The organism is Herbiconiux liangxiaofengii (genome assembly GCF_041927335.1).
Lineage (GTDB): Bacteria > Actinomycetota > Actinomycetes > Actinomycetales > Microbacteriaceae > Herbiconiux > Herbiconiux liangxiaofengii.
Genome location: NZ_JBHFHD010000011.1, coordinates 202,859 through 224,922, shown reverse-complemented (window position 1 = coordinate 224,922; position 22,064 = coordinate 202,859). Strand labels below are relative to the sequence as shown.

At 70.9% G+C, this 22,064-nt stretch carries 20 protein-coding genes; 5 read left to right on the top strand and 15 right to left on the bottom strand.

Annotated features, from left to right (window positions below; translation table 11 throughout):
• Positions 1-14 precede the first annotated feature (14 nt).
• Complete coding sequence (gene budA, locus ACEXOR_RS13110; protein WP_374850110.1) at positions 15-761, bottom strand: acetolactate decarboxylase; 747 nt, start codon at positions 759-761, stop codon at positions 15-17.
• A 100-nt stretch (positions 762-861) separates the two neighbouring features.
• On the opposite strand from budA, the gene ACEXOR_RS13105 reads away from it, so the two are divergent.
• Both ACEXOR_RS13105 and ACEXOR_RS13100 read left to right on the top strand, forming a co-directional pair.
• On the top strand, positions 862-1,737 hold the full coding sequence (locus ACEXOR_RS13105; protein WP_374850109.1) for a hypothetical protein: 876 nt from the start codon (positions 862-864) through the stop codon (positions 1,735-1,737).
• A gap of 142 nt (positions 1,738-1,879) precedes the next feature.
• Positions 1,880-2,104, top strand: a complete 225-nt coding sequence (locus tag ACEXOR_RS13100) for a hypothetical protein (protein ID WP_374850108.1) — start codon at positions 1,880-1,882, stop codon at positions 2,102-2,104.
• A 90-nt stretch (positions 2,105-2,194) separates the two neighbouring features.
• On the opposite strand, the gene ACEXOR_RS13095 is transcribed toward ACEXOR_RS13100, so the two are convergent.
• From ACEXOR_RS13095 to ACEXOR_RS13075, 5 genes are all read right to left on the bottom strand, one after another.
• The gene (locus tag ACEXOR_RS13095; RefSeq protein ID WP_374850107.1) at positions 2,195-3,466 is read right to left on the bottom strand and encodes a CDP-glycerol glycerophosphotransferase family protein; all 1,272 of its coding nucleotides are present in this window, start codon (positions 3,464-3,466) and stop codon (positions 2,195-2,197) included.
• 97 nt (positions 3,467-3,563) lie between these two features.
• Positions 3,564-4,442: a glycosyltransferase family 2 protein gene (locus tag ACEXOR_RS13090; protein ID WP_374850106.1), complete on the bottom strand. Its 879-nt coding sequence runs from the start codon at positions 4,440-4,442 to the stop codon at positions 3,564-3,566.
• Positions 4,443-4,471: 29 nt separating this feature from the next.
• Positions 4,472-5,278 carry a CDP-alcohol phosphatidyltransferase family protein gene (locus ACEXOR_RS13085; RefSeq protein WP_374850105.1) on the bottom strand — a complete coding sequence of 269 codons (807 nt, stop codon included), beginning with the start codon at positions 5,276-5,278 and terminating at the stop codon, positions 4,472-4,474.
• Positions 5,279-5,280: 2 nt separating this feature from the next.
• Positions 5,281-6,375 carry a glycosyltransferase family 2 protein gene (locus ACEXOR_RS13080; RefSeq protein WP_374850104.1) on the bottom strand — a complete coding sequence of 365 codons (1,095 nt, stop codon included), beginning with the start codon at positions 6,373-6,375 and terminating at the stop codon, positions 5,281-5,283.
• A gap of 146 nt (positions 6,376-6,521) precedes the next feature.
• A complete protein-coding gene (locus tag ACEXOR_RS13075; protein WP_374850103.1) occupies positions 6,522-8,252 on the bottom strand; it encodes a S1C family serine protease in 1,731 nt (576 codons plus the stop codon).
• A 173-nt stretch (positions 8,253-8,425) separates the two neighbouring features.
• Here ACEXOR_RS13075 and ACEXOR_RS13070 point away from each other — a divergent pair, with 173 nt between their 5' ends.
• On the top strand, positions 8,426-9,628 hold the full coding sequence (locus ACEXOR_RS13070; RefSeq protein ID WP_374850102.1) for an aminotransferase class I/II-fold pyridoxal phosphate-dependent enzyme: 1,203 nt from the start codon (positions 8,426-8,428) through the stop codon (positions 9,626-9,628).
• Between the two features lie 16 nt (positions 9,629-9,644).
• On the opposite strand, the gene ACEXOR_RS13065 is transcribed toward ACEXOR_RS13070, so the two are convergent.
• Genes ACEXOR_RS13065 through ACEXOR_RS13045 form a run of 5 tightly spaced genes read right to left on the bottom strand, consistent with a single transcriptional unit; the run spans position 9,645 to position 16,476 of the window.
• Entirely contained in the window at positions 9,645-10,520 is an 876-nt protein-coding gene (locus tag ACEXOR_RS13065) for a carbon-nitrogen hydrolase family protein (protein ID WP_374850101.1), read from the bottom strand.
• A gap of 30 nt (positions 10,521-10,550) precedes the next feature.
• Positions 10,551-11,777 (bottom strand): cytochrome P450, encoded by a 1,227-nt coding sequence (locus ACEXOR_RS13060; RefSeq protein ID WP_374850100.1) that lies wholly within the window; start codon positions 11,775-11,777, stop codon positions 10,551-10,553.
• Positions 11,774-13,135 (bottom strand): F390 synthetase-related protein, encoded by a 1,362-nt coding sequence (locus tag ACEXOR_RS13055; RefSeq protein WP_374850099.1) that lies wholly within the window; start codon positions 13,133-13,135, stop codon positions 11,774-11,776. The genes ACEXOR_RS13060 and ACEXOR_RS13055 overlap by 4 nt, the downstream gene beginning before the upstream one ends.
• A gap of 56 nt (positions 13,136-13,191) precedes the next feature.
• Entirely contained in the window at positions 13,192-14,778 is a 1,587-nt protein-coding gene (locus tag ACEXOR_RS13050; RefSeq protein ID WP_374850098.1) for a family 14 glycosylhydrolase, read from the bottom strand.
• A 57-nt stretch (positions 14,779-14,835) separates the two neighbouring features.
• A complete protein-coding gene (locus ACEXOR_RS13045; RefSeq protein WP_374850097.1) occupies positions 14,836-16,476 on the bottom strand; it encodes a M28 family peptidase in 1,641 nt (546 codons plus the stop codon).
• Positions 16,477-16,707: 231 nt separating this feature from the next.
• On the opposite strand from ACEXOR_RS13045, the gene ACEXOR_RS13040 reads away from it, so the two are divergent.
• Entirely contained in the window at positions 16,708-17,022 is a 315-nt protein-coding gene (locus tag ACEXOR_RS13040; RefSeq protein ID WP_374850096.1) for a hypothetical protein, read from the top strand.
• Positions 17,023-17,085: 63 nt separating this feature from the next.
• Positions 17,086-18,036: a DMT family transporter gene (locus tag ACEXOR_RS13035; protein WP_374850095.1), complete on the top strand. Its 951-nt coding sequence runs from the start codon at positions 17,086-17,088 to the stop codon at positions 18,034-18,036.
• A 44-nt stretch (positions 18,037-18,080) separates the two neighbouring features.
• Here the strand turns inward: ACEXOR_RS13035 and sufU are convergent, their stop codons facing one another.
• From sufU to ACEXOR_RS13015, 4 genes are all read right to left on the bottom strand, one after another.
• Positions 18,081-18,521: a Fe-S cluster assembly sulfur transfer protein SufU gene (gene sufU, locus ACEXOR_RS13030; RefSeq protein WP_374850094.1), complete on the bottom strand. Its 441-nt coding sequence runs from the start codon at positions 18,519-18,521 to the stop codon at positions 18,081-18,083.
• The gene (locus tag ACEXOR_RS13025; RefSeq protein WP_374850196.1) at positions 18,521-19,819 is read right to left on the bottom strand and encodes a cysteine desulfurase; all 1,299 of its coding nucleotides are present in this window, start codon (positions 19,817-19,819) and stop codon (positions 18,521-18,523) included. Before ACEXOR_RS13025 ends, sufU begins: the two co-directional genes overlap by 1 nt.
• Before the next feature lie 212 nt (positions 19,820-20,031).
• Positions 20,032-21,321, bottom strand: coding sequence for an HNH endonuclease signature motif containing protein (locus tag ACEXOR_RS13020; protein WP_374850093.1), 1,290 nt, complete (start codon positions 21,319-21,321; stop codon positions 20,032-20,034).
• A 322-nt stretch (positions 21,322-21,643) separates the two neighbouring features.
• A complete protein-coding gene (locus ACEXOR_RS13015; protein ID WP_374850092.1) occupies positions 21,644-22,039 on the bottom strand; it encodes a hypothetical protein in 396 nt (131 codons plus the stop codon).
• Between the last annotated feature and the right edge of the window lie 25 nt (positions 22,040-22,064).

Below are 22,064 nucleotides of genomic sequence, written 5' to 3'. Positions count from 1 at the left end.
CCGCGCCCGGAGCCTCAGTGCTGGCTGTCCGACTCCGCGTGCCGGATCGCCCGATCGACGCCCGCGGCGTCGAGTCCGGCGCCCAGGTCGGCCGAGAGATACTCCTCCGAATGCGGCAGCAGGATGCTCACCCCGAAGTACGTCTCCAGCGACAGTTCCCCCGTGGCTCCCTCGAGCCCCAGCACGTGGCCGCCCACCCGCCCCTCGTCGTCGACGAAGTGCAGGTGCGGCCCCGCCACCCCGATGCCCTGGAAGAACGGCGGCGTGACGAACCCCACGATCGTGCCCCGCGCATCCGTCGCCGTGGTCTCGCGCTGGGTGTGCACGGCCTCGGCCAGCGGCCGGTAGGGCTTGGTCTGCCGCACGGCCTCCCGCAGGGTGATGCTGTCGAAGCGGCCCCGGAACCGCACGGCGTGGAACAGGTTCTCACTCGCCACCCTGGCCCGCACCTCCGCCACCAGCTCGGCGAGTCCGGCCACCGCCTCGAGCGGCTCCGACAGCTCGGGCGCGAACGGCACCACCTGTGCGAAGGCCAGCGTCTCGTCGGGCTCCAGGACCGTCACCGAGCCGTCACCGTGGAACAGGCGGCACACACCGTCCAGCAGCACCAGCTCGCCGTCCATGTGATCGCCGCAGCCGAGGCCGAAGTCGCCGGCGTGCACCACCTCCGACACCGGGAACTCCCCGTCGAAGAGACCGGCGACCAGCGCATCGACCACGGAGAACTGCTGGACCTTCTTGGGGGCATGAGATCGGCGCACGAGGTGCATTCTCCGGCACGAGCGGGCCGTTGTGCGAGCTTCTGAGCCGAACTCGCCGCGTACTCGCCCGCATCCCAGCCGGACGCGCCAGAGTAGAACCATGCCCACACGTCTCGAGCGCAACATCGACCGTCTGCTGAGTGTCCACCGGCCGGTCGTGCTCGCCCACCTCCGCAGCATCCGTCGTCAGCACCCCCAGGCCTCGCCCGAGCAGCTGCTCGCCATCCTCGAGCGCCGCTACGTGGGCGCCGTCACGAGCGGAGGCGCCGCCGTGGGTGCGAGCGCCATGTTCCCCTTCGTCGGCACCGCCGTGTCACTCGGACTGAGCGCCGTGGAGACCGCGGGCTTCCTCGAGACCACGGCCCTCTTCGCCCAGTCGGTCACCGAGGTGCACGGCATCGCCACCGACGACCCCGATCGCGCTCGTGCCCTCGTGATGACCATGATGATGGGCAAGGCCGGCACCGACCTGCTGCGCCAGATCGCCGGCCAGGCCACCGGCGGGGTGGGCCGAAACGCCTACTGGGGCCAGGTGGTGACCTCCGGCCTCCCGCAGTTCGTCGTGGGGCCGGTGGCCGACCAGCTGAAGAAGACGTTCCTGAAGCGCTTCGCCATCGGGCAGGGCACCAACGCGGTGGGCCGGGCCATTCCGTTCGGGGTCGGGGCGGCCATCGGCGGCGTGGGCAACCTCATGCTCGGCCGCACCGTCATCCAGTCGGCCCGCACCGCCTTCGGGGCTCCGCCGGCGACGTTCCCGGAATCGCTGGCCATCGTGATGAAGGCGCCGAAGGAACCCAAAGCCGTCGAGCCCCGCCGATCCACGCGAGACGACCCGGATGCGCCCGGCACCCGGAAGAGCGCGAAAACGGGCGGGCGCCGTCTGCTGCCCGGCCGTCGGCAGGCGCGCATCGAGGCTCCGGGCCCGCGCGGCGGCGCCTCCGCGGACGACACCGGAATTCCCGACATCCGCATCTGAATCCCTGTGTCTGGCCTGGCAGTGGTAGCGTTGGAGGCGATTCAGGGTATATAAGCCGAAATCGTCGGGTGTAGAAGCCTGGTGTACAAGCCCGGCGAAGACGTATCGGGCCGCGAGGGAACACAAGGGAAGGGGGCTGAACATGAAGTACCGCATCACCGCTGTCGTGCTCGCCACCATCGCCTTCCTCGGCATCGGTTCCGCAGCTGCCCTCGGCCAGGTCGAACACGAGAGCGACGCCCCGCCGGTGCTCGCCCAGACGGGTTACGACTTCACGCCGATGCTCGTCACGGCCGCCGTGTTCCTGCTCATCGCGGGCGTCACCGTGGTGGTGGCGAAGTACTTCGTCGTGCGCTCGAGCCACTGAGTTTCCGCGGGCGCTGAGCTACCACGGCCACTGAGCCACCACGGCCACTGAGCTACCACGGCCAGTGAGCTACCGGCCACCGCCGGCCTTCTAGTCGTCCTCGGCCGGCCCCGTGTGCAGCGCCACCTGCTCGTCGCGCGCGTGCAGCGCCGCGTTCCGGTTCCACTCCCCCAACAGGTGCTCGACGGCCGCGTGGAACCTCGTCGTGGCCGCACCCGGCCGGGTGTCGCCGAAGTAGTGCTGCACCCACCGCCCCAGCCGCAGCCTGGCCGCGGAGTCGTGCGACACCTCCTCGATGCGGGTCAGAACCCGCGGCGCCTCGTCGGCCGTGAGCCACTCGCAGTCGGAGAGGTAGCCGCCCGTGTCGATCTGCGCCTCGGCCGACACCGGGCGGGTGATCAGCAACGGTTTACCCGTGGCGAGCCGGTCGTACACCATCGCCGACACGTCGACCACCGCCACGTCGGCCGCCGCGAGCTGCCAGCCGAGCTCGGCGCCGGTGTCGTGCACGTGCTGCGCCGAGGGGTCGGCACGGTTCGCCGCCGCGATCGCCTGGATGATGCTGCGGTTGGCCGCCGCGTAGGCCGGGTCGAGCACACCGCTGCGCGGATGCGGCCGGTAGATCAGCCGGTGCGCCGGTGAGGCCAGCACGTCGCGCACGAGGCTCACGCCGTGCGTGGCGATCGAGCCGTAGGCGGCCGCAGCCCGGTCACCCTCCCAGGTGGGGGCGTAGAGCACCACGGTGCGCCCGTCGGACTCGAACGGGGTGCGGCCCGAGTAGTGGTCGGCCTGGGGGCGCCCGATCGGGATGGCGCGCTTGTCGAAATCGAAGTCCCACAGCACGCGTTGCAGTCGGGCGATCGCTGCATCACCGGCCACGAGGCTGTAGTCGTAGGCCTTGAACTGGTTCGTGACCATGTACATCTTGTCGCTCTCACCGTGATTGATGAACACGTGCCACCGGCGGCCGTAGCGCATCATCTGGAAGTTGCGAGCGTTCTGGTTCACGTAGAGCACGATCTTGAGATCGTGCTCGCCCAAGAAGTCTTCGAGGTCGCTCACCTTGCGCACGTAGGCGACCGGAACCGGCGACTCCTCCAGCAGCGCGCTCGTTCCGGCCGGATTGCGGCTCAGGATGACCACGGGATGCGTCGCGCTCAGCTCGGCGAGCGGTGCGTACCACTGCCTGATCTGGTACAGGTTCACGGCCGAGTCGGCGAAGTACACGCCGATCTCGAAGCGGCGGGTGGGCAGCGGCGGCCGGGCGGCCAACTGAACGGCGAGCCGGCGCCGCACGGAGCGCGCCCGCACGAGATCTCGCACAGCCGCGAATCCGAGTCTTGCGTCGTTCAGCACTCCCACTCGTCAAGGCTAACGAGGCCCTCCGGCGCCCCCCGCCGGATCGCCCTCGCCTGAGCCGTTCTTTCTCGAATCGTGACCTTGCCCGCCGGGCCCGGGGTCAGACGAGGGGCGGACGCCCGGCCCGGGTCATCCGCCACACGGTGCGCCACGAGAGCGGGCGACGCTCGCCCGCATCCGTTCGCCAGCCCTCCACCCACCCGGCGAACCAGGCACGCAGGGCTGCCGGCCGGCGAGCCCAGCGCAGCAGCTGGATGCCCGTCCAGCTGCCCACGTACAGCGGCACGAGCACGGCGGGCAGGTTGCGCTTCGCCAGCCACACGCGGTTGCGCGCGTTGAGGCGGTAGTAGTACGCGTGCCGGGTGGGCTCGATGGCCGGGTGGTGCGCGACGAGCTGCCCGTCGTACCAGGTGCGCAGCCCCTGATCCCACACCCGCCAGGCCAGCTCGATGCCCTCGTGGGCGTAGAAGAACGGCGCCGCCCAGCCGCCGGTGCGGTCGAAGACCGGCCGCGGCAGCAGGGTCGCGCCCTCCCACACCGAGAACACCGGCCCCGACTGCTCGGGCGAGCCCTTGCGGATGCGGGGCACCCAGCGCCGCGGGTTCTCGCGCCCGTCGGGGTCGACCACGCGCGGCTGCAGCAGCCCGATCGAGGGGTCACTCCGGATGCGCGCGATCGCCTCGGCCAGGAACCGCGGCGACGGCAGGCTCGCGTCGTCGTCGAGGAAGAAGATCCACTCCCCGCCCACGACCGCGGCCCCCGCGTTGCGACCGGCGGGGATGCCGACGTTCTCGGGCAGAGCCAGCGTGCGCACCGCATCCGGGAGCTGCACCGGCCGCCAGCCGTTGCCCACGCAGACGATGTCGAGCGCCACTCCCTGCTGAGCCAGCAGCGACTCGGCGGCCCGGCGCAGCTCGGCCGGGCGGGTGCCCTGCGTGAGCAGCACCACACCGACGGCCGGCGTCGTGGCGGCCGGCATCGTGGCGCCCGTTGGTGCCCCGGCGGAACTCAGGACCGCACCCGCTTCGACGCCATGATGGCCACGAAGTGCCCCACCAGGGCGAGCAGCGACAGCGGCACCAGGGCCACCAGCAGGATGCGGTCGGCCAGCACGCCACCGATGAACAGGCCCACGACGGCGAACGCGAACACCAGCATGGTGAGCTCGACCGAATGGTAGAGGCGGTGGAACGGCACGAATCGCGCCGCCCGCCGGAGCCGGGCCACGAGCGCCTGCGAGGGCTCGGACTCGCCCTTCTTGTCGGCCAGCTTGTCGAGCCCGGCGTTGGCACGCGCCACGTGCACCATGTCGTTCAGCGCCTTGTTCAACACGATCACGAGAGCGAGCAGGAGGCCGAGCGTGGTCCAGAGAAAGTCCTCCGGCGCGTCGAACGGGAGGCCCGCCGCCCGCAGGCCCAGGGCGATGGGGATGAGCGACTCGGTCGTGTAGTGCCCCACCTTGTCGAGGAAGACCCCGGCCGGCGACGAGGTGCGGCGCCATCGGGCCACCTCCCCGTCGCAGCAGTCGATCAGCATCTGCAGCTGGCCGAGCACGAGGGCGAGGGCGGCTCCGCCGATGCCCGGGATGAGCAGCGCCGCGGCCGTGGCCCAGCCGGTGAGGATCATCAGGCCGGTGACGCCGTTCGCCGAGATCGACGTCTTCAGCAGCATCCAGGTGAGGTACGGCGAGAGGCGGCGCAGGTACAGCGATGCGGTCCAGTGCTCGGCGTTACGGCGGCCGCGCACCTCGGGGGGCTGCGCGACGGCCTTGAGCTCGGCGATCGACGACGGCCGGCCGGAGGGGGCGTGGGGCACGGTCACCTTCCCGTGTGCGCGGTGATGTTCGAGGTGAGCTTGAGGAATCCGAGGATGAAGCCGAGCCCCCAGCTGAAATGGATGCTCGGCAAGACTACGAGAAACCACGCACCGGTGCGAACGCCGCCGGCCCGTGCCGCACCGATCGCGGCGACGGCCACGAACAGCAGGTAGACCACCGGAACGGCGAAGCCCAGCAGGAGACCCGTGCCCGCCACGCGCCCGGCACCGGGCGGATCGGTGGCGAGGGTGATCAGCCCCGCGACCCCGGCGACGAAACCGAGCACCGCCAGTGTCACCATCACGGGCGGCACGAAGTACTTCAGCGCGTTGGCGGTGAAGAAGCGCCTGGCGAGCTCTCCGCGCCAGAGACCGGTGGAGAAGAACTGGCGGGCGAGCCGCTCGAGGGAGGGCCGCGGCCGGTAGGTGACCACCAGCTTCGGGGTGAACCACACCGTGCCGCCCGCTTCGCGCAGGCGTCGGTTGAGCTCCCAGTCCTGCCCGCGGCGGATGTCTTCGTTGAACAGGCCCACGCGGGTGAGCCAGGTGCGCTGGAAGACGCCGAGGTACACGGTCTCGGCCGGCCCCTCCTCGCCGCCCAGGTGGTGGGCGCCGCCGCCCAGGCCTGCCTTGGAGCCGTAGGCGTGGGCGACCGCCCGCTCGAACGCGGTGGTGCCCTCGGCCTTCATGATGCCGCCCACGTTCGCGGCGTCGGTGCGGAGCAGTGCCTCGACCGCCACCGAGGTGTAGTCCCGCGGCAGCAGCGAGTGGGCGTCGACCCGCACGACCACCGGGTGCACCGACTCCGCGATGGCCACGTTCAGGCCACTCGGCGTCGAACCCGTGGGGTTGTCGATCACGCGGATGCGGGGGTCGACCACCGAGAGCCGTTCCACCAGCTCGGTGGTGCCGTCGATGGAGGGGCCGAGCGCCACGATCACGTCGAACGGGCCGGTGTAGTCCTGATCGAGCAGACTCGCGATGGCGGCCTCGACGTGCGTGACCTCGTTGAGCACCGGCATCACGTACGACACCCCCGGCAGGGCGGCCGGCGACGCGGGGAGCGCCGGCTCGACGTTCTCATGGGGGTCGGTCATCGGCATCCGCCCGAGCCTACCAGCCGCGCCTCCCCGGACCCCAGACGCCGGCCACCCCCGCGACTCGTCCCGAACTGGGGCGACACGCCGTGTCGCGCTCCGATTCGGGGCGAGTCGCGGGGGTGCGCGAGGCTCGTGGGCCGGTGCTAGCCGGCGAGCTGGCCGAGCGTCACGTCGGCGGTCTGTGACTTGCCGTCGCGCACGTAGGTGAGCGTGGCCTCGCCGCCGGCGGGCAGGGTGCGCACCAGGGCGGTCAGGTCGATCGAGTCGGTGACCGGCTGGTCGTTCAGCGCCGTGACGATGTCACCGGCCTTGAGGCCCGCCTTCTCGGCCGCACCACCCGAGGTGACGGAGTCGATGTAGGCGCCGCCCTGCGTGCTGTTGGGCTGAGCGGCCGCGTCGGCCACCGTGGCGCCCAGCAGCCCGTGCGTGGCCGAGCCGTTCTTGATGATCTCGTCGGTCACGCGCTTGACGAGGTTGGCCGGAATCGAGAAGCCCACTCCGATGTTGCCCGACTGGGTGCTGCTGTCTCCGCTGCTGCCGGCGCTCGCGATCGCCACGTTGATGCCGATCAGCTGTCCCTCGGAGTTGAGCAGGGCACCGCCCGAGTTGCCCGGGTTGATGGCCGCGTCGGTCTGGATGACCGAGAGCGAGATGGACGACTGCTGGGTGGACTGCTGCTGTTGCTGCTGCTGGCCGTCCTGGCCGGGCAGGTCGAAGTTCCAGAAGTCGTACGGGCCCTGCGAGCCCTCGTCGGGGCTCGGGTTGGTCTCGGTGTCCTTCGGTGCAGCCGAGGAGGCGACCGTGATGCTGCGGTTCAGCGCGCTCACGATGCCGTCGGTGACGGTGCCGTTCAGGCCGAGCGGCGAGCCGATGGCCACCGTCTGGTCGCCCACGTTGAGCTTCGACGAGTCGGCGAACTCGATCGGGGTGAGTCCCTTGGCATCGGTGAGCTTGATCACGGCGAGGTCGGCCACGGGGTCGGTGCCCACGACGGTGGCGTCGTAGATGCGGCCGTCGTTGGTCTGCGCCTTGATCTCGGCGTTGCCGGTGGCTCCGTCGAGCGTCACCACATGGGTGTTGGTGACGATGTAGCCGTCGGCAGTCAGCACGACGCCCGATCCGGTGCCGGCGGCGTTGTCGCCCGAGGCCGAGATGGTGACCACCGAGGGCGAGGCCTTGGCCGCGACCGCGGTCACGAGGTTGGCGTCGTCGGGGTTGTTCACCGTGATGCTGGTGGGGCTCGAGGCCGAGTTCGACGAACCGCCGCCGCTCTGGTTCACCACGAGCGCGGTGACGCCGGCTCCGGATGCGCCGCCGATGAGTGCACCGATCGCGAGCGCGGCGATCAGCGCCACCCCGCCGCGGCGCTTCTTCGGGGCCTTGGCGGCGGTGTTCTGGTCGGTGTAAGCGCCGGAGGCGGCGTACATCGCCGAGTTGAACGAGGGGTCGGGGGTCGCGCCGTAGGCGGAGGGGCCGCTCGGCGGAGTGCCGAAGGAGCCGTTGCCGTAGTGGGCGGTGTTCACGGGCTGTCCCTGCGGAGCCGGGTACGCCGCGGTCGTCTGGTTCGGCTGCGATGCCGGGTACTGCTGCGCGGGCTGCTGCTCCGCCGCGGTCGTCTGGTTCGGCTGCGGTTCCGGGTACTGCTGCGTGGGCTGCTGCTGTGCCGAGGGGGCGGGGTACGGTGTGGTCGGCTGCGTGCCGGCCGCGTTCGTGGGGTAGCTGGGCTGCGACGGCACCACGGGCGGAATCACCGCGGTGGTGTCGGTGCGGTCGACGGGCGCCGACTCCGGGACCGGGCGCTGCAGCTGGCCGTCGTGCTCGTGGCCGTTGCTGTCGGCCGGAATGCCCTCGGGGTTCTCGGTGCTCTCTGACATGTGGTGCTCCTTCCAAGCACGTGCAAGCATCCTCACCCAAACTGGGCGTTCTCTATGACCAGGCTGTGTACAGACTGCCGTGTGCTTATGACGACCCTTGGAGCGCGACGCGCCCTCACTCGAGCCTCCCCCTCGCGGCAGGCCGCGGCACCCCGGCGCGCTAGGTTTTAAGGATGGACATCACCGGCTCCTGGCAGCGCACCGCCCGAGGTGCCGGGCTGCTGGCCCCCGACGGGCGCATCGCCTCCACCATCTTCGCCGAGATGAGTTCGCTGGCGCAGGCCACCGGAGCCATCAACCTCGGCCAGGGCTTCCCCGACGAAGACGGGCCGGCCGAGGTGCTCGAGGCCGCGCGCCGCGCCATCGCCGACGGTGTGAACCAGTACCCGCCGGGCCGCGGCCTGCCGGTGCTGCGCGAGGCCATCGCGGCCCACCAGGAGCGCTTCTACGGTCTGCCGGTCGACCCCGAGCGGGAAGTACTGGTCACCGCGGGAGCCACCGAGGCACTCGCGGCGACCATCCTGGCCCTGGTCGACGACGGTGACGAGGTGGTGACGTTCGAGCCGTTCTACGACGCCTACGGCGGGCTGATCTCGCTCGCCCGCGGTCGGCACGTCACCGTGCCGCTGCGTGGACACGACTTCCTGCCCGACCACGACGAGCTGAGGGCGGCCGTCACCGACCGCACCCGGGTCATCCTGATCAACAACCCGCACAATCCCACGGGAACCGTTCTGCCGCGGGAGACCCTCGAGCTGATCGTCGAGCTCGCCCACCGGCACGACGCCGTGATCGTCACCGACGAGGTGTACGAGCACCTCGTCTTCGACACGCCACACATCCCGGTGGCCACCCTGCCGGGCGCGCGCGAGCGCACCGTCACCATCTCCTCGGCCGGCAAGACCTTCAGCGTCACCGGCTGGAAGGTGGGCTGGCTGGTGTCGACGCCCGAGCTGGTCACCGCAGTTCTGGCCGTGAAGCAGTTCCTCACCTACGTCAACGGTGCACCGTTCCAGCCCGCCGTGGCCCTCGGCCTCGGGCTCGGCGACGACTTCTACACCGGGGTCGCCGCCACGCTGAAGGCCAAGCGCGACCTGCTCTCCGGCGGGCTCGTCGCCGCGGGCTTCGACGTGTCGTCGCCGCGCGGAACGTACTTCGTGGTGGCCGACGCGGCACCGCTCGGCTTCGACGACGCGCGCACCCTCTGCCGCGAGCTGCCGGCCCTCGCCGGGGTGGTGGGCGTGCCGATCAGCGCCTTCTGCCACCCGGAGCTCGCGGGCGAGTACGCCTCGCTCGTGCGGTTCGCGTTCTGCAAGAAGACAGAGGTGCTCGAACGCGCCTCGGCCCAGCTCGCGCGACTGGGGCACCGGAGCTGATGGAACGCCCGGGCTCCTAGCCCTCCAGCGGCGCCGTCGTGAAGCGGCGCAGCGCGAGAGCGGGGTTCACCCGGCGCACCTCGTCGATGCGCTGCGGCTCCACCCAGGCCACCGCGACGTCTTCGCGCTCGCCGAGCGACGCGATCGTGACGCCCATCGGGTCGACCACGAGGCTCGCGCCCACCCCGACGGGCGGCGTCTGGTCGGCCGCGGCGACGTAGATCGTGTTCTCCAGGGCCCTCGCCACCACGAGGCTCCGCCAGTGGTGCTCCTTGAGCGGCCCGCGCACCCACTCCGCCGGCACCAGCACGAGGTCGGCTCCCGCGTCGACGAGCCGCCGCGTCACCTCGGGGAAGCGGATGTCGTAGCAGGTCTGCAGGCCCACCGTCACGCCCTCGATCGAGAAGGTCTGCGGCGGCTCGATCGTGCCCGCCTGCACCCAGTCGCTCTCGCGCGAGCCGAACGCGTCGTACAGGTGGAGCTTGCGGTAGGTGGCCACGAGCCCGTCGACCGGGTCGACGGCCACGAGCTCGTTGGCGAAGCGGCCCGGATGCGCGGAGGTGGCCACGAGGCCGGCCACGAGGTGCACGTCGAGTTCGCCGGCGATGCGGGCCAGGGCCGTCACGAACGCACCGTCCAGGGGCTCGGCGGCCGCGAGCATCCGTTCACCGAGCGGGTCGTGGAAGAACGAGGAGTACTCGGGGAAGACCACGAGCGAGGCGCCGCGGTCGACCGCACGACGTGCCAGGCGCTCGATGGCGGCCAGGTTGGCGGCCTTGTCGTCACCCGGCGCGAACTGCGCCACGGCGACGCCGAAGCCCAGGGCCTCGCTCGAGCCGGAGAGCGGGTTCGCGCCGGAGGTGAGGTTCGGGTCTGTCGTCAGGTCGGACATGCGGCGAGCCTACCGTCCGGGGCGACAGGGTCAGTCGCGCCGGAGGGTGAGGGTGCGGTAGCCGGGGATGAGGGCGCCGCGCTGGGCACGCCGCGACGTGATCGCCAGGGGCGCCTGGTCGGCGGCGTCGAGCACGGCGCCGATCGTGCGCTGGATCTGGGCCATCGCGAGCGGCGCTCCGAGGCAGAAGTGGGCTCCGGCTCCGAACCAGAGCTGCTTCAGCGACGTGGCCGGGTTGCCCACCGGATCGAACCTCCCGGCGGCGCGGTCGGCGAGGAACGTGGCGAGCACGAGCCGGTCGCCGGGATGCACCGACACCTCCCCCACGGTCGCCTCGGCCTCGACGCTGCGCAGCATCACCGGAGACGGCGTGGTGACGCGCAGCCCTTCGCCGATGGCCGCATCCAGCAGCGTGCGATCGCGGGCGAGCACGCCGAGCCAGCCGGTGTCGGCCAGGATGGCCACCAGTCGGGGCAGGTACGACACGAGGGTCTCGGTGCCGGTGAGCACGAAGGCGCCGACCGCACCCATGGCCTCGTCCTCCGACAGGCCGAGGCCCCGCATGCGGCCGGGGAGGGTCTCGTGGCTACCGGCTCCGTCGCCAGGCGTGCCCGGAGCCGCCTCGCGATACGCGCGCCGGGCGTGCCGGGTGAGCTCGTCGAGCACCTCCTTCGCCTGCCCGATCTGCGCCGGCGTGAATCGCGGCCTGGCGAGCGTGACGAACCCCGTCACCGCCGACACCCGGGCGAAGAGCTCGGCCCCGAGCACCTGCTCGTCGAGCCCCACGAGCCGGCTGATCACCCGGCCGGCGAACTCCCGCACCACCGCCACCAGGTCGACGGACTCCCCCGCCACGAGCCGCCTCGTGAGATCGTCGGCTCCGGCCCCGATGGTCTGTTCGGTGAGCGCGCCCACGAACCCGGGCGCGAACAGCGGGGCGAGCCGGCGGCGGAGCGCGAGGTGGTCGGCACCCTCCATGTTCAGCAGCACGGACGGCCCGAGCACGGGCGTCCAGAGCTCGGCCGACGAACCGGGGCCGGTCTTGGTGAAGCTGGTGGTGTCCAGGAGCACCCCGCGCAGCAGCGCCGCATCCGTCACGATCACGCCCACCCGCGGCACTCTCAGCACCGGGCGTCGGATGCGCGCCAGCAGCGGGTAGGCGAGCGGATGCGCGGTGCGCTGCACCCGCTCCTCCCAGGCCCGTTCGGCGCCGGGAACGACCCCGATCGGGTCGGGCGCGGCGGTCAGGCCGGTCATGCCGGCTCCCGCACGATGCGGCGCAGCTTCACCGACGGATCGGTCGGGAGCCAGTCGTCGTGCACCACGGCGGAGCGGGCACCGGCCGCGGTGAAGACGGCCTCGAGGGCCCGGTCGACGTGTTCGGCCGCATCCGGAGCAGCATCGGCGAGCGCCACGTGCACGTCGAGGCCGCGCTGCCGGATGCGCCAGTCGGCGAAACGGGCCGATTCGAGGGCCATCGCGCGGCGGAGCACGTCGGGGAACACCTCGACGGTGCGCCGGCCGTCGATCGACGGCAGTGCGAGCACGGAGTCGGCGCGTCCGTCGACGCCCGCCAGCACGGTGGTGACTCGGCCGCAGGCGCAGCGCTCCGGCGCGGCCGGGTCGATGCGCAGCACGTCGTCGAGCCGGTAGCGCGCGATGATCTGCGTGCGGCGTTCGAAGTCGGTGACCACGGGCACGAAGCGGGTGCGCTCGGCGTCGAGCCATTCGCGGTCGAACCAGACCGTCTCCTCGTTCAGGTGCAGCGCGCCGGCGTCGCAGGGCAGCGCGAGCAGCCCCTCGGTGGCCTGGTACACCTGCCGCGGCAGCACTCCCCACACCTCGGTCACGAGGGCGGCGGTGTCGGGTTCGAGCACCTCGGCCACCGAGACCACGAGACCCGGGCGGGGCAGGGCCGCGGTGCGTGCCCGTTCGGCGAGGGCGCGCAGAACGGATGCCGGAGCCACCAGCACGTCGACTCGCTCCCCGGCTTCGGCCATCCGCGCGAGGGCCTCCACCTGCGCGTCGAGGTTCTCGGTGAGGTCGAAGAACCGGAACCGCACGCGCGAGCTGGCCACCGACTCGTAGAGGTTGCCGCCCGCCCGCAGGAAGAACGCGATGGTGAGCGGAGCCGCCCAGGGCCGCAGCAGCCGGCCAACGGCCTCGGCGTCGAGCACGCGGGCGAGCACGGTGCCGGCCCAGAGCATCCGTTCGCGCGGACTGACGAGGAAGGCCCCGCGGCGGCCCGAGGTGCCGCTGGACAATCCCACGGTGAGGTCGCCCGCGACCGTGGGGGCGAAGTCGCGCGACCGCTCCGCCTCGAGTCCGGCGGAGAGCGCGTCGGCGAAGAGCACTCCCCGGGTGTTCAAGCCGTCGAAGTGGTGCAGCATCGTGGTCTTGTCGGTGACCGGGAAGTCCTTCGCCCGGCGCTCGGCGTAGAACGGAGCGCGCCGCGCGAGCCGGAGGTACGCGCGCAGCCGCCGCCGCTGCCAGGCCTCGAGCCGTTTGCGGCTGCTGAACCGGTACCCCCAGCGCGCCCGCACGAACCGCGCCAGGAGCACGGCGGTCAACGCCGCCCGACCCGGCCGGCGCCCCGCCTCCCGCGTTCCACCCATCCCGCCAGACTACGCACTCGCAGGCTCTCTGCCCGGCGGCGGCCCTACCAGCGCGCTCAGTGGAAGTCGCGGAGGAACCGCTCGAACTCGCTCCGGCCGGCAGCGCCCGGCCCCGACACATCCGAGATGCGCAGCACGGTCAACCCGCTGTATGGCGCCGGAGTGCCGGTGAAGGCATCCCGGATGTGCGACCACCCTACGGTCGACGGGCTGCCCGCCGACGCGAGATTGCCGGCGAGCGCGTTCTCGCCCTTCAGCGTCACGCCCGCCCGGTGGGCGGCACCGGCCACCCATGACACCAGGGACGCCGCGTCGGAGTAGGCGTGGTCGGAGCCGTCCCATTCCCGCCCGTCGGGCATCTCGAGGGCCGTGAAGTGCAGCACGATGGGGTGCGTCGGGGTCGAGGTGCCGTCGCCGACCGTCTCGAGGTCGTGGACGAGGTTCATCAGGGGGTCGTAGCCGTTGCCCGTCGCCGCCGAGTTGTAGGCCTGATCGGTGTGCACCAGGCCCGCCGCGATCTCGGGCACCCGGCGCATCGGGCTCGACGCCATGGTCTGCCAGTGCACCCCGGGCACCTTGAAGCCGAGCGGAACAGCGGCGAAGGCGCCGTCGAACGCGTCGATCGCCTGCACCATCACGTCATGGCCGTGCTCGAGCAGGCTCTCGCTGTACCAGCGCGTGAAGTCTTTTCCGTACCGCAGCGACGCGTACGACCCCGAGGTGATGAAGCGATCGTGGTCGGTGGGCGGGCTGATGGCGGCGTAGGTGAGCCCGGGGATGCCCCAGGCCGCGGCCACGCCGGCCACCGACCCGTACCGCGCCACCGACCAGTCGGCGAAGTCGCGCACGGCCGAATCGGTGTAGCTCTGGAACGTGCCGCGGTTCGGGTAGGCGGCCGGGCTGCCCGCCGCCGCATCGTCGTGATGGGCGTACGACGGGTAGCGCAGTTCGCCGGCCGGCCCGGTGCCGATCGTGATCTCCTGGATGCGACCGCGGTAGTCGGTGGCCCCCGCGCTGTAGTGGTCTTCGAAGGCGTTCATGAAATCGCGCATGTCGGCCAGAGCCCGGTCGACCCCGACACCCCAGGGCGCGACGGCCTCCCGGTTCACGTTGCCGTACTCGCTGCGGAAGTAGTCGTCGACCGGCCCGCCCAGGCATCCGGCGATGCCGCACACCTCGTACGGCTCCCACACCCACGGCGGCACCGGGATGGTGGTGCAGGCGTCTCCGACGTTGCCGCCGCACTGGTGGAACGACATCATCGGCACCAGGTCGAGACCCGCCCGGGTGACCGCCCCGAACAGCTTGTCGTAGTACGCCCAGTCGAACGTGCCCCGCGCGGGCTCGGTCTTGCCCCACCACACGTCGACGGCCACGGCATCGACGCCCTGGGCGTCGGCCACCGCGAGCGAGGCGGTGAAGGCCCGCCAGTCGGGCCCATCGCTCGCCCAGTCCTCGATCCAGAGCGGCGCCATCACGTTGACGGTGGCGGCCGCGCCTCGAACGGGCGACGGAGCGGGAGCGGAATCGGCGAGCGCCGGAGGTGCCGGTGCCGTGGTGACGCCCACCGCCGTGAACGAGCCGGCGAGAAGGGCGGCGGCCGTGAGAGCCAGACCGAGACGGGAGATAAGACGAGGTGCCATTCCCCCACGGTAGGTTCGCCGGGCCGCCGCCCTTCGTGAGTACTTTCTCCCTACCCTCTAGCGGTTCGCCGCCCGACGCCGCAGAGCCGTCAGCACGATGCCCGCGCCCAGCACGAGCACCGCGAGCGGCACGGCCGCAAGAGCGCCCTCGGTGTCGGCACCGGTGGCCGCGAGCGCACCGCGCCCGTCGCCGGCCGGCGGTGCGGTCACCGGGAGGCCGGGACCCGACGGGCTGGGAACCGGCGCCGGGACAGGGGTGGGCGCCGGAGTGGGCGCCGCCACTCCGTTGATGGCGAACGTGTCGTTCGCCAGCGATCCGGTCACCGACGCGATCGCGCCCAGCATGATTCCGAGCGACTCCGTGCTGATGTTCTCGAGCCGGTCGCCGGCGCTGTGGTAGTTCGGGTCGAGGTCGACACCCTCGGTGCCGCCGAACTTCTGCACCTGCGCGGCCGTCTTGATCGCATCCGCCCCGGTGAACAGCCCCGACGCGGGCACGCCGTTGTCGATGAACGCCTGGTAGTCGCTGCGGCCGTCGAACTCCGTGCCCTCGTACACCTGGCCGACACTGTCGAAGTAGGCGTTGAACGCCGCCTCGGTTGCGATCGACCCCTCAGGGATCGACACCGACGGGTCGGCGGGGATGTCGGACTGATCGGCGTCGTAGACCCCGATGATGTAGTTCGGCGATGCCACCATGTCGAAGTTGAGGTAGGTCGCGATCTTCGCCAGCTCGGCCTCTTCGAGGCTGTAGACGTACTCGGTCGAACCCACCAGCCCCACCTCCTCGGCGCCCCACCACGCGAAACGCACCGCGTTGTTCAGCTCACCCGACTGCGCCAGCTGCACGGCGGTCTCCAGGATGGCCGCCGAGCCGCTGCCGTTGTCGTTGATCCCAGGCCCTGCCGGCACCGAGTCCAGGTGTGCCCCGAGCATCACCACGTTGTCGGTGCGCCCCGTGGGGGTCTGGGCGATGATGTTGAAGGTGTCGACGACGGTGGTGGTCTGCTCGATCGTGAGATCGACCGTCACGGGCCCGTCGGCGAGTGCCTCCAGCGCGGCCTGCCCCTCGGCCTGGGTGAGCCCCACTCCGGGGATCAGCCCGTCGGTCGGTGCGCCGTAGGTGCCGCTCAGGGCACCCTCCTCGCTGTTGTAGACCAGGATGGCGACCGCGCCGGCCGCGCCGGCCGCGATGGCCTTGTCGGAGAAGGCGCAGGTGCCGCGGCTGACCAGGGCGACCGAACCCTCGACGTCGACCCCGTTCCAGGCATCGGCGTCGCAGCCGAGCGGAGTCGCGGGGGCGACCAGCTCGGCGTCGACGATGCCGCCGACGCCCGTGCTGGGCGTGAACTCCATCGGAATCCGCTCCGGCGTGGCCGGCTGCAGCTCGCCCTCGGCGTCGTTGGTGCTGGTGATGCCGAGGAGGCTAATCGAGAAGGCGTCGATGGTCTGGCTCGTGGCCTGGAAGTCCTGCCGTACGGGGTCGTACCCCGCCTCGCGCAGCACCGACTCCACGTACTGGCCGCTCAGCTCGTAGCCCTCGGTGCCGATCGCGCGGCTGCCGCCGTTGGAGTCGGAGATGGACTGCAGCGCCTGCAGATGCCCGACCACGGCGTCGACGGTCACCCGGTCCTCGAGTTCGGCGGGATCGACCGCGTAGACCGCCGTCGAACCGAACCCGGCCACTCCCGCGATCATCACCCCCGTCCCGATCCCGATGGCTGCGAGTCTGCGTCGACGTCTCATCACGTGGTTCCCCCTGCGTTGGCTGAATCGTTTCGGGAAGGCTACCCCCGTGCAGGGGACATCGAGCAAGGGGTAACCTGATCGAAACATCGACGCCGGAATCCGCTACGGAGCCCCCTCCCGGCGCGGGAAAGCCGACGAACGGCGCAGGAAGCCGACCAACGGCCCAGGAAGTAGCAATCGATGGACGACGATCCCACCCGCATCGGCAATCAGCCCTCGCTCACCACCGCCACGGGCACCATGTGGCTCGTGGTCGGCGGCGTCATGGCCGCCATCTCGGTGGTGCTGCTGCTCGCGCTGCAGCAGGTGGACTCGTCCGGCATCGCACTGCTCGGTGTCGTGATCATCGTGATCGCCTACCTCGTCATGGTCGAGACGAGACTGCTGGTGCGCACGCTCCGGCTGAGGTTGATCGTGCTGGCCGTGTTCTTCGGCGTCATCGCGGCCACGGCCCTCGTGTTCGTCATCCTGATCGGCATCTCCGCCGCCAGCTGAGCACGAACGCGCCGATCCCCCGGCGCACTCGCCCATCCTGGGCGGATTGTGTAACAATCGACCATGCCTGCCTACCTGGCCGTCCTCCTGGCCGCCGTCTGCTTCGGCACCACGGGCACCGCCCAGGCCTTCGCCCCCGCCGGAGCCGAGCCGGTGTCGATCGGTGCCGCACGCATCCTGGTGGGTGGTGCGCTGCTGGCTCTGCTGGCGGCCGTGCTGCGCCAGAGAGCCGGGCGTGACGGGCGGCGTTCTCTCGCGGCATCCGGAGCCCTGGCGCACCGCATGCCGTCGTGGGCTCTCGTGTTCGTCGGCGCCCTCGGCGTGGTGGCCTACCAGCCCGCCTTCTTCGCGGGCACCGGCAGCAACGGTGTCGCCATCGGCACGGTGGTCGCGCTGGGCTCGGCACCGGTCATCACCGGGCTCCTCTCCTGGCCGCTGACGCGCCGGGCACCCACCCGGCGCTGGCTGCTCGCGACGGCGGTGGCTCTTTTCGGGGTCGTGCTCATCAGCGGGGTGCTCGTGCCGCAGACCAGCGGTGCGGATGGCGCGCAGCCCGCGGGGCTGGCTGCGTCGCTCGGCGCCGGCGCGTCGTACGCGGTGTACACGCTCGCCAGCAAGGCACTGCTGGATCGGGGATTCTCGACCCAGGGCACCATGGGCTCGGTGTTCGGGCTGGCGGCCGTGCTCAGCCTGCCGCTCGTCGTCGTGCCGGTGCTGAGCGGAGAGGCCGCCTGGCTGGCCACACCGGCGGGACTCGCGCTCGCCCTCTACCTCGGCGTGGTCACCACCGCGGTGGCCTACGTGCTCTTCGGCTGGGGGCTCGGCCGCCTGCCGGCCGCCACGGTCTCCACCCTCACGCTCGCCGAGCCGCTCACCGCCGCCCTGCTCGGCACCCTGGTGCTCGGCGAGGTGCTCCCGCCAGCCGCGCTCGTGGGTCTCGTGGTGCTCGCCGCGGGCCTCGCCCTGCTCACGCTGCCGGGCCGCAGCCAACGGTCGACCCAGGCGTACTCATAGAGGCGATGCCGCTCTGGCTTCGATCCCAGGGACGCGCGGGATGATCAGTCCGACGTGAGCGCGTGCTCCAGCGCCACCCAGGGCAGCATGGCGCACTTGATGCGGGTGACGTAGCGGGAGACCCCGCCGAGCACCACGGCGTCGCCGAGCAGTTCCTCGTCGCCCTCGATCGCACCCTTGGACTGCATCAGTTCGCGGAACGCGGCGATCACCCGGGTGAGCTCGTCGGCCGGCACGTCGTGCACGAGGTCGTTCAGCAGCGAGGCCGAGGCGGTCGAGATCGAGCAGCCCTGCCCCTCCCAGCTGATCGACTCGATGTCGCCACCGGCCGTGCGGTGCACGTTCAGCGTCACCTCGTCGCCGCAGGTGGGGTTGATCTGGTGCGAGGTGCCGGTGGCGCCCTCGCGCAGGCCGTAGCCGTGCTTCTCCTTGGAGTGGTCGAGGATGACCTGCTGGTACATGCTCTCCAGTTCGCGCGACACCATCACGCCACCCGGAAGAATCGGCGCGAGTCGGCGACGGCCTCCACGGCCGCGTCGATCTCGTCGGAGGTCGTGTAGAGATACGCACTGGCACGGGTCGTGGCCGTCACGCCGAACCGGCGGTGCACCGGCTGGGCGCAGTGGTGACCCACGCGCACCGCGATGCCACGGTCGTCGAGGAACTGACCCACGTCGTGCGCGTGAATGCCCTCTACGTCGAAGCTCGCGAGCCCCACCCGGTCGGCACCGGCGTCGGGACCGAGCACGCGCACACCCGGGATGGCGCGAAGGCCTTCCGCGAGGCGCTTGCCGAGCCGCTCCTCGTGAGCGGCGATGCGGTCGAGCCCGAGGGCGTCGAGGTACTCGACGGCGCTCGCGAGGGCGATGACCTGCGAGACGCGCTGGGTGCCGGCCTCGAAGCGCATGGGAGCCGGGAGGTACTGCGACTCCGTGAGCCCGACCGTCGTGATCATCGATCCCCCGGTGAGAAAGGGCGGCAGAGCGTTCAGCAGTTCGGAGCGGCCGTAGAGCACCCCGATACCGGTGGGCGCGAGCATCTTGTGACCCGAGAACACGGCGAAATCGACCCCGAGGGCCGAGACGTCGAGCGGCAGGTGCGGCGCCGACTGGCAGGCGTCGAGCACCGTCAGGGCGCCGTGCTCTGCCGCGAGGGCGACGAGCTCGCGCACCGGGTTGATGCCACCCAGAACGTTCGACACGTGGCTGAACGCCACCAGCTTGGTGCGCGGACCGATCAGCGCGGCCGCCTCGTCGAGGTTCAGCGCTCCGTCGTCGTCGAGGCCGATCACGCGCAGGGTGGCACCGGTGCGGAACGCCAGCTCCTGCCACGGCACGAGGTTGGCGTGATGCTCCATCTCGGTGGCCACGATCTCGTCGCCGGGAACGAGCCGGAACCGCGCCGACTCCGCTCCCCCGCGCCCGAGCGAGGCGTTCGAGATGCCGTAGGCGATGAGGTTGAGGCCCTCGGTGGCGTTCGACGTCCAGACGATCTCGTCGTCGCCGGCGTTCACGAAGCGCGCCACCCGTGCCCGCGCATCCTCGAAGAGCTCGGTGGCCTCACCCGCGAGCGTGTGGGCACCGCGGTGCACGGCGGCGTTGCTCTGCTGGTAGTACTCGGTCTCGGCGTCGATGACCACCTGCGGCTTCTGCGAGGTGGCCCCCGAGTCGAGGTAGGCCAGCGGATGCCCGTTCACCGTTCTCGACAGAATCGGGAAGTCGCCGCGGATGGCCTGCACCTCCGCCTCGCTGAACGCGGTGCCGGCGCCGGTCGGGGCCGACACATCGACCGTCGTGCTCACATCGATCGTCACGGGATCCTCCGATGCTGGTGGTGCGGAAAACAGAAGAGGCCCGGTCTGCCGACCAGGCCTCTTCGTCGTGTTGCGGAACAGGGAATCTGCCTGCGACCTCGGGATACGAGCCCGGACATGCCCTGTCCCTCAGAGATTCCAGCATACCTCGGCGTCGCAGAAGGCCGCCCTGCCCTGCCTGATCAGAAGGGTGGGGTGTCGGGGAGGGGTCGGCTGGGTCTCGGGATGCGCGTGGGTGGGTGTTTGGGTGGCGTGGTGGTGTGTCGGGCGCCCGAGGGCGACGTCCAGTGCAGCGCGCGGCCCTCCCCGCCGGTGACCTGCCAGTCGGTTTGGTGTTTCAGCGTGTGATGCCTTCGACACAGTGCGGCGAGGTTGTCCAAACTGGTGTGACCGCCATGGGCCCAATCGGTGGTGTGGTCCAGGTCGCAGCGGGCGGCGTCTCGGGTGCAGCCCGGGAACCGGCAGGTCTGGTCATCCATGATCACCGCGGTGCGGAGGTCGGCCGGGACTTTGTAGCGTTCTCGGCCGACCGTGAATCGGGTGCCGGTGGCCGGGTCGGTCAGGATCCGCAGAACCGACGGCGCCCCCGCGACCAGGCGGCGGGCGGTGTCGGTATCGATCGGCCCATAACCCGCCAGTACCCCCGCCTCAACGTCGTGACCCAGCAGCGTCATCACGGGAACGGTGACGGCGATGTTCGCTGTGACGCCTTTCGCGCGGGTGGCGGTGTCGCCGTCCCGGTCTAGGAGGAGGTCGGTGAGGCTGTCGGCGCGGAGTTGCGCGTGAGTGCGAGCTTCGTCGGGTCCGCGAAGCGACCGGGCCAGCTGATCGAGTGTGTCGTCGATCGCCAAAGCTGAAACCGCCGGCAAGTGACACACCAGCGTGGCCATGCCGTCGAGTTCCTTCTCCACCCACACGCCCCGCTCGTCTCGGGCTTCGCGGTGGCGGGCATCGATCGAGTCGGGGTGCATCCGCTCCCGAACGTTCCGGGCATGCGTGGACAACTGGGTCGGCGTCTGGGACTCCGCGTTCACCAGGGCAATCGTTTCGAACTCGGCGCGAGCCTCTTCGGGGAGGGTGCGGGCCTGCCGCACCACCGCCTGCGCATGCCGATACGTGATCTCACCCCGCTCGAGGGCCTCCAGGGTCAGCGGGAGGAAGTCGCACAGCATCTCCGCGTCATCGATCCGCTGCGCCGCCGTCCGTTCCGGAATGCGCAACGTGGTTGCGATCTCCGCGACCAACGACCGACGCGCATGCTGCAACGACCCACCCGGCAGCCCGGCGACCCAGTTCGCTTTCCGCGCCGCCGCCGCCAATCGAACCACCGCCCGCGCATCCAACATCGCCTGCTCGCGTTGGATGATCGCGACCTCGTCCGCATCCGCCCCGATGCCGCGCAGCATCGACTCCCGAGTCCCACCAGCGGTGGGATCGGACGGAACGGGGGTGAAAGCAACAGACTGGTTCATGAGCGTGCCTCAATTGTATCGCGGCGGCACCCGAGAATCAATCAAAATACCAGATCAAACCACGATTCTCCGTCGTTCCCGCGCTACCACAACCGGCCGACATCCGCCCGACCCAGCCACGGTCATCGAGGGCAAGCGCGAAGCGCGCGGCAGCACCCACATCCGGAACACCAGGCTCCCGAGACCCGACCGGGACTGCCGCGCGCTCCGCGCTTGCCCGAAATGGATGTGGTTGCGTTCTCGAAGTCACCGCTGACGGATGCGAACGGGAGCGATCGACAGGAGAGAGGTGGGGAACTGAGCGAGGCAGAGCCTCAGCTCGTTAGGCGGAAGGGTTTCTAGACTGACGACGACGGATGGTGGTGCCTATCACCACGCCGGTCAGCCCCACCACGACCGGGATGACGATTCCGAAGACGATCACCACGGTCAGCGTGAGCACGAAGGTCGGCATGAACGCGCCACCGAGCAGGTAGAGCGCGAGCAGCGGGAGAAACACCAGCAGAGTCAGCCAGACGATTTCGGGTTGCCGCGAGACCGCGAGGATGCCCCCTGCCAGCCACGCGGCCGAGCCCCACAGCACGATACCGAGGGTCAGCCGCCACGACTCGTAGGCCTGGAACGGAAGCAACCGCGGTCCGGGCGCCGCCAGGTCAGGATTACCGGACACCAGCAGCACGGAGAACAGCAAGCCGACTACGGCGAGGATGAACGCCATCACACCAAAGACACGCACAGTACCC

Excerpts from the sequence above, each read along its gene's own strand:
- ACEXOR_RS13100 (WP_374850108.1), top strand. The coding sequence starts at position 1,880 with ATGAAGTACCGCATCACCGCTGTCGTGCTCGCCACCATCGCCTTCCTC.
- ACEXOR_RS13045 (WP_374850097.1), bottom strand. The coding sequence starts at position 16,476 with ATGATCGCGGGAGTGGCCGGGTTCGGTTCGACGGCGGTCTACGCGGTC.
- ACEXOR_RS13070 (WP_374850102.1), top strand. The coding sequence starts at position 8,426 with ATGGACATCACCGGCTCCTGGCAGCGCACCGCCCGAGGTGCCGGGCTG.
- ACEXOR_RS13080 (WP_374850104.1), bottom strand. The coding sequence starts at position 6,375 with ATGACCGACCCCCATGAGAACGTCGAGCCGGCGCTCCCCGCGTCGCCG.
- ACEXOR_RS13040 (WP_374850096.1), top strand. The coding sequence starts at position 16,708 with ATGGACGACGATCCCACCCGCATCGGCAATCAGCCCTCGCTCACCACC.
- ACEXOR_RS13065 (WP_374850101.1), bottom strand. The coding sequence starts at position 10,520 with ATGTCCGACCTGACGACAGACCCGAACCTCACCTCCGGCGCGAACCCG.
- ACEXOR_RS13075 (WP_374850103.1), bottom strand. The coding sequence starts at position 8,252 with ATGTCAGAGAGCACCGAGAACCCCGAGGGCATTCCGGCCGACAGCAAC.
- ACEXOR_RS13055 (WP_374850099.1), bottom strand. The coding sequence starts at position 13,135 with ATGGGTGGAACGCGGGAGGCGGGGCGCCGGCCGGGTCGGGCGGCGTTG.
- ACEXOR_RS13090 (WP_374850106.1), bottom strand. The coding sequence starts at position 4,442 with ATGCCGGCCGCCACGACGCCGGCCGTCGGTGTGGTGCTGCTCACGCAG.
- sufU (WP_374850094.1), bottom strand. The coding sequence starts at position 18,521 with ATGGTGTCGCGCGAACTGGAGAGCATGTACCAGCAGGTCATCCTCGAC.
- ACEXOR_RS13060 (WP_374850100.1), bottom strand. The coding sequence starts at position 11,777 with ATGACCGGCCTGACCGCCGCGCCCGACCCGATCGGGGTCGTTCCCGGC.
- ACEXOR_RS13035 (WP_374850095.1), top strand. The coding sequence starts at position 17,086 with ATGCCTGCCTACCTGGCCGTCCTCCTGGCCGCCGTCTGCTTCGGCACC.
- ACEXOR_RS13015 (WP_374850092.1), bottom strand. The coding sequence starts at position 22,039 with ATGGCGTTCATCCTCGCCGTAGTCGGCTTGCTGTTCTCCGTGCTGCTG.
- ACEXOR_RS13105 (WP_374850109.1), top strand. The coding sequence starts at position 862 with ATGCCCACACGTCTCGAGCGCAACATCGACCGTCTGCTGAGTGTCCAC.
- ACEXOR_RS13050 (WP_374850098.1), bottom strand. The coding sequence starts at position 14,778 with ATGGCACCTCGTCTTATCTCCCGTCTCGGTCTGGCTCTCACGGCCGCC.
- ACEXOR_RS13020 (WP_374850093.1), bottom strand. The coding sequence starts at position 21,321 with ATGAACCAGTCTGTTGCTTTCACCCCCGTTCCGTCCGATCCCACCGCT.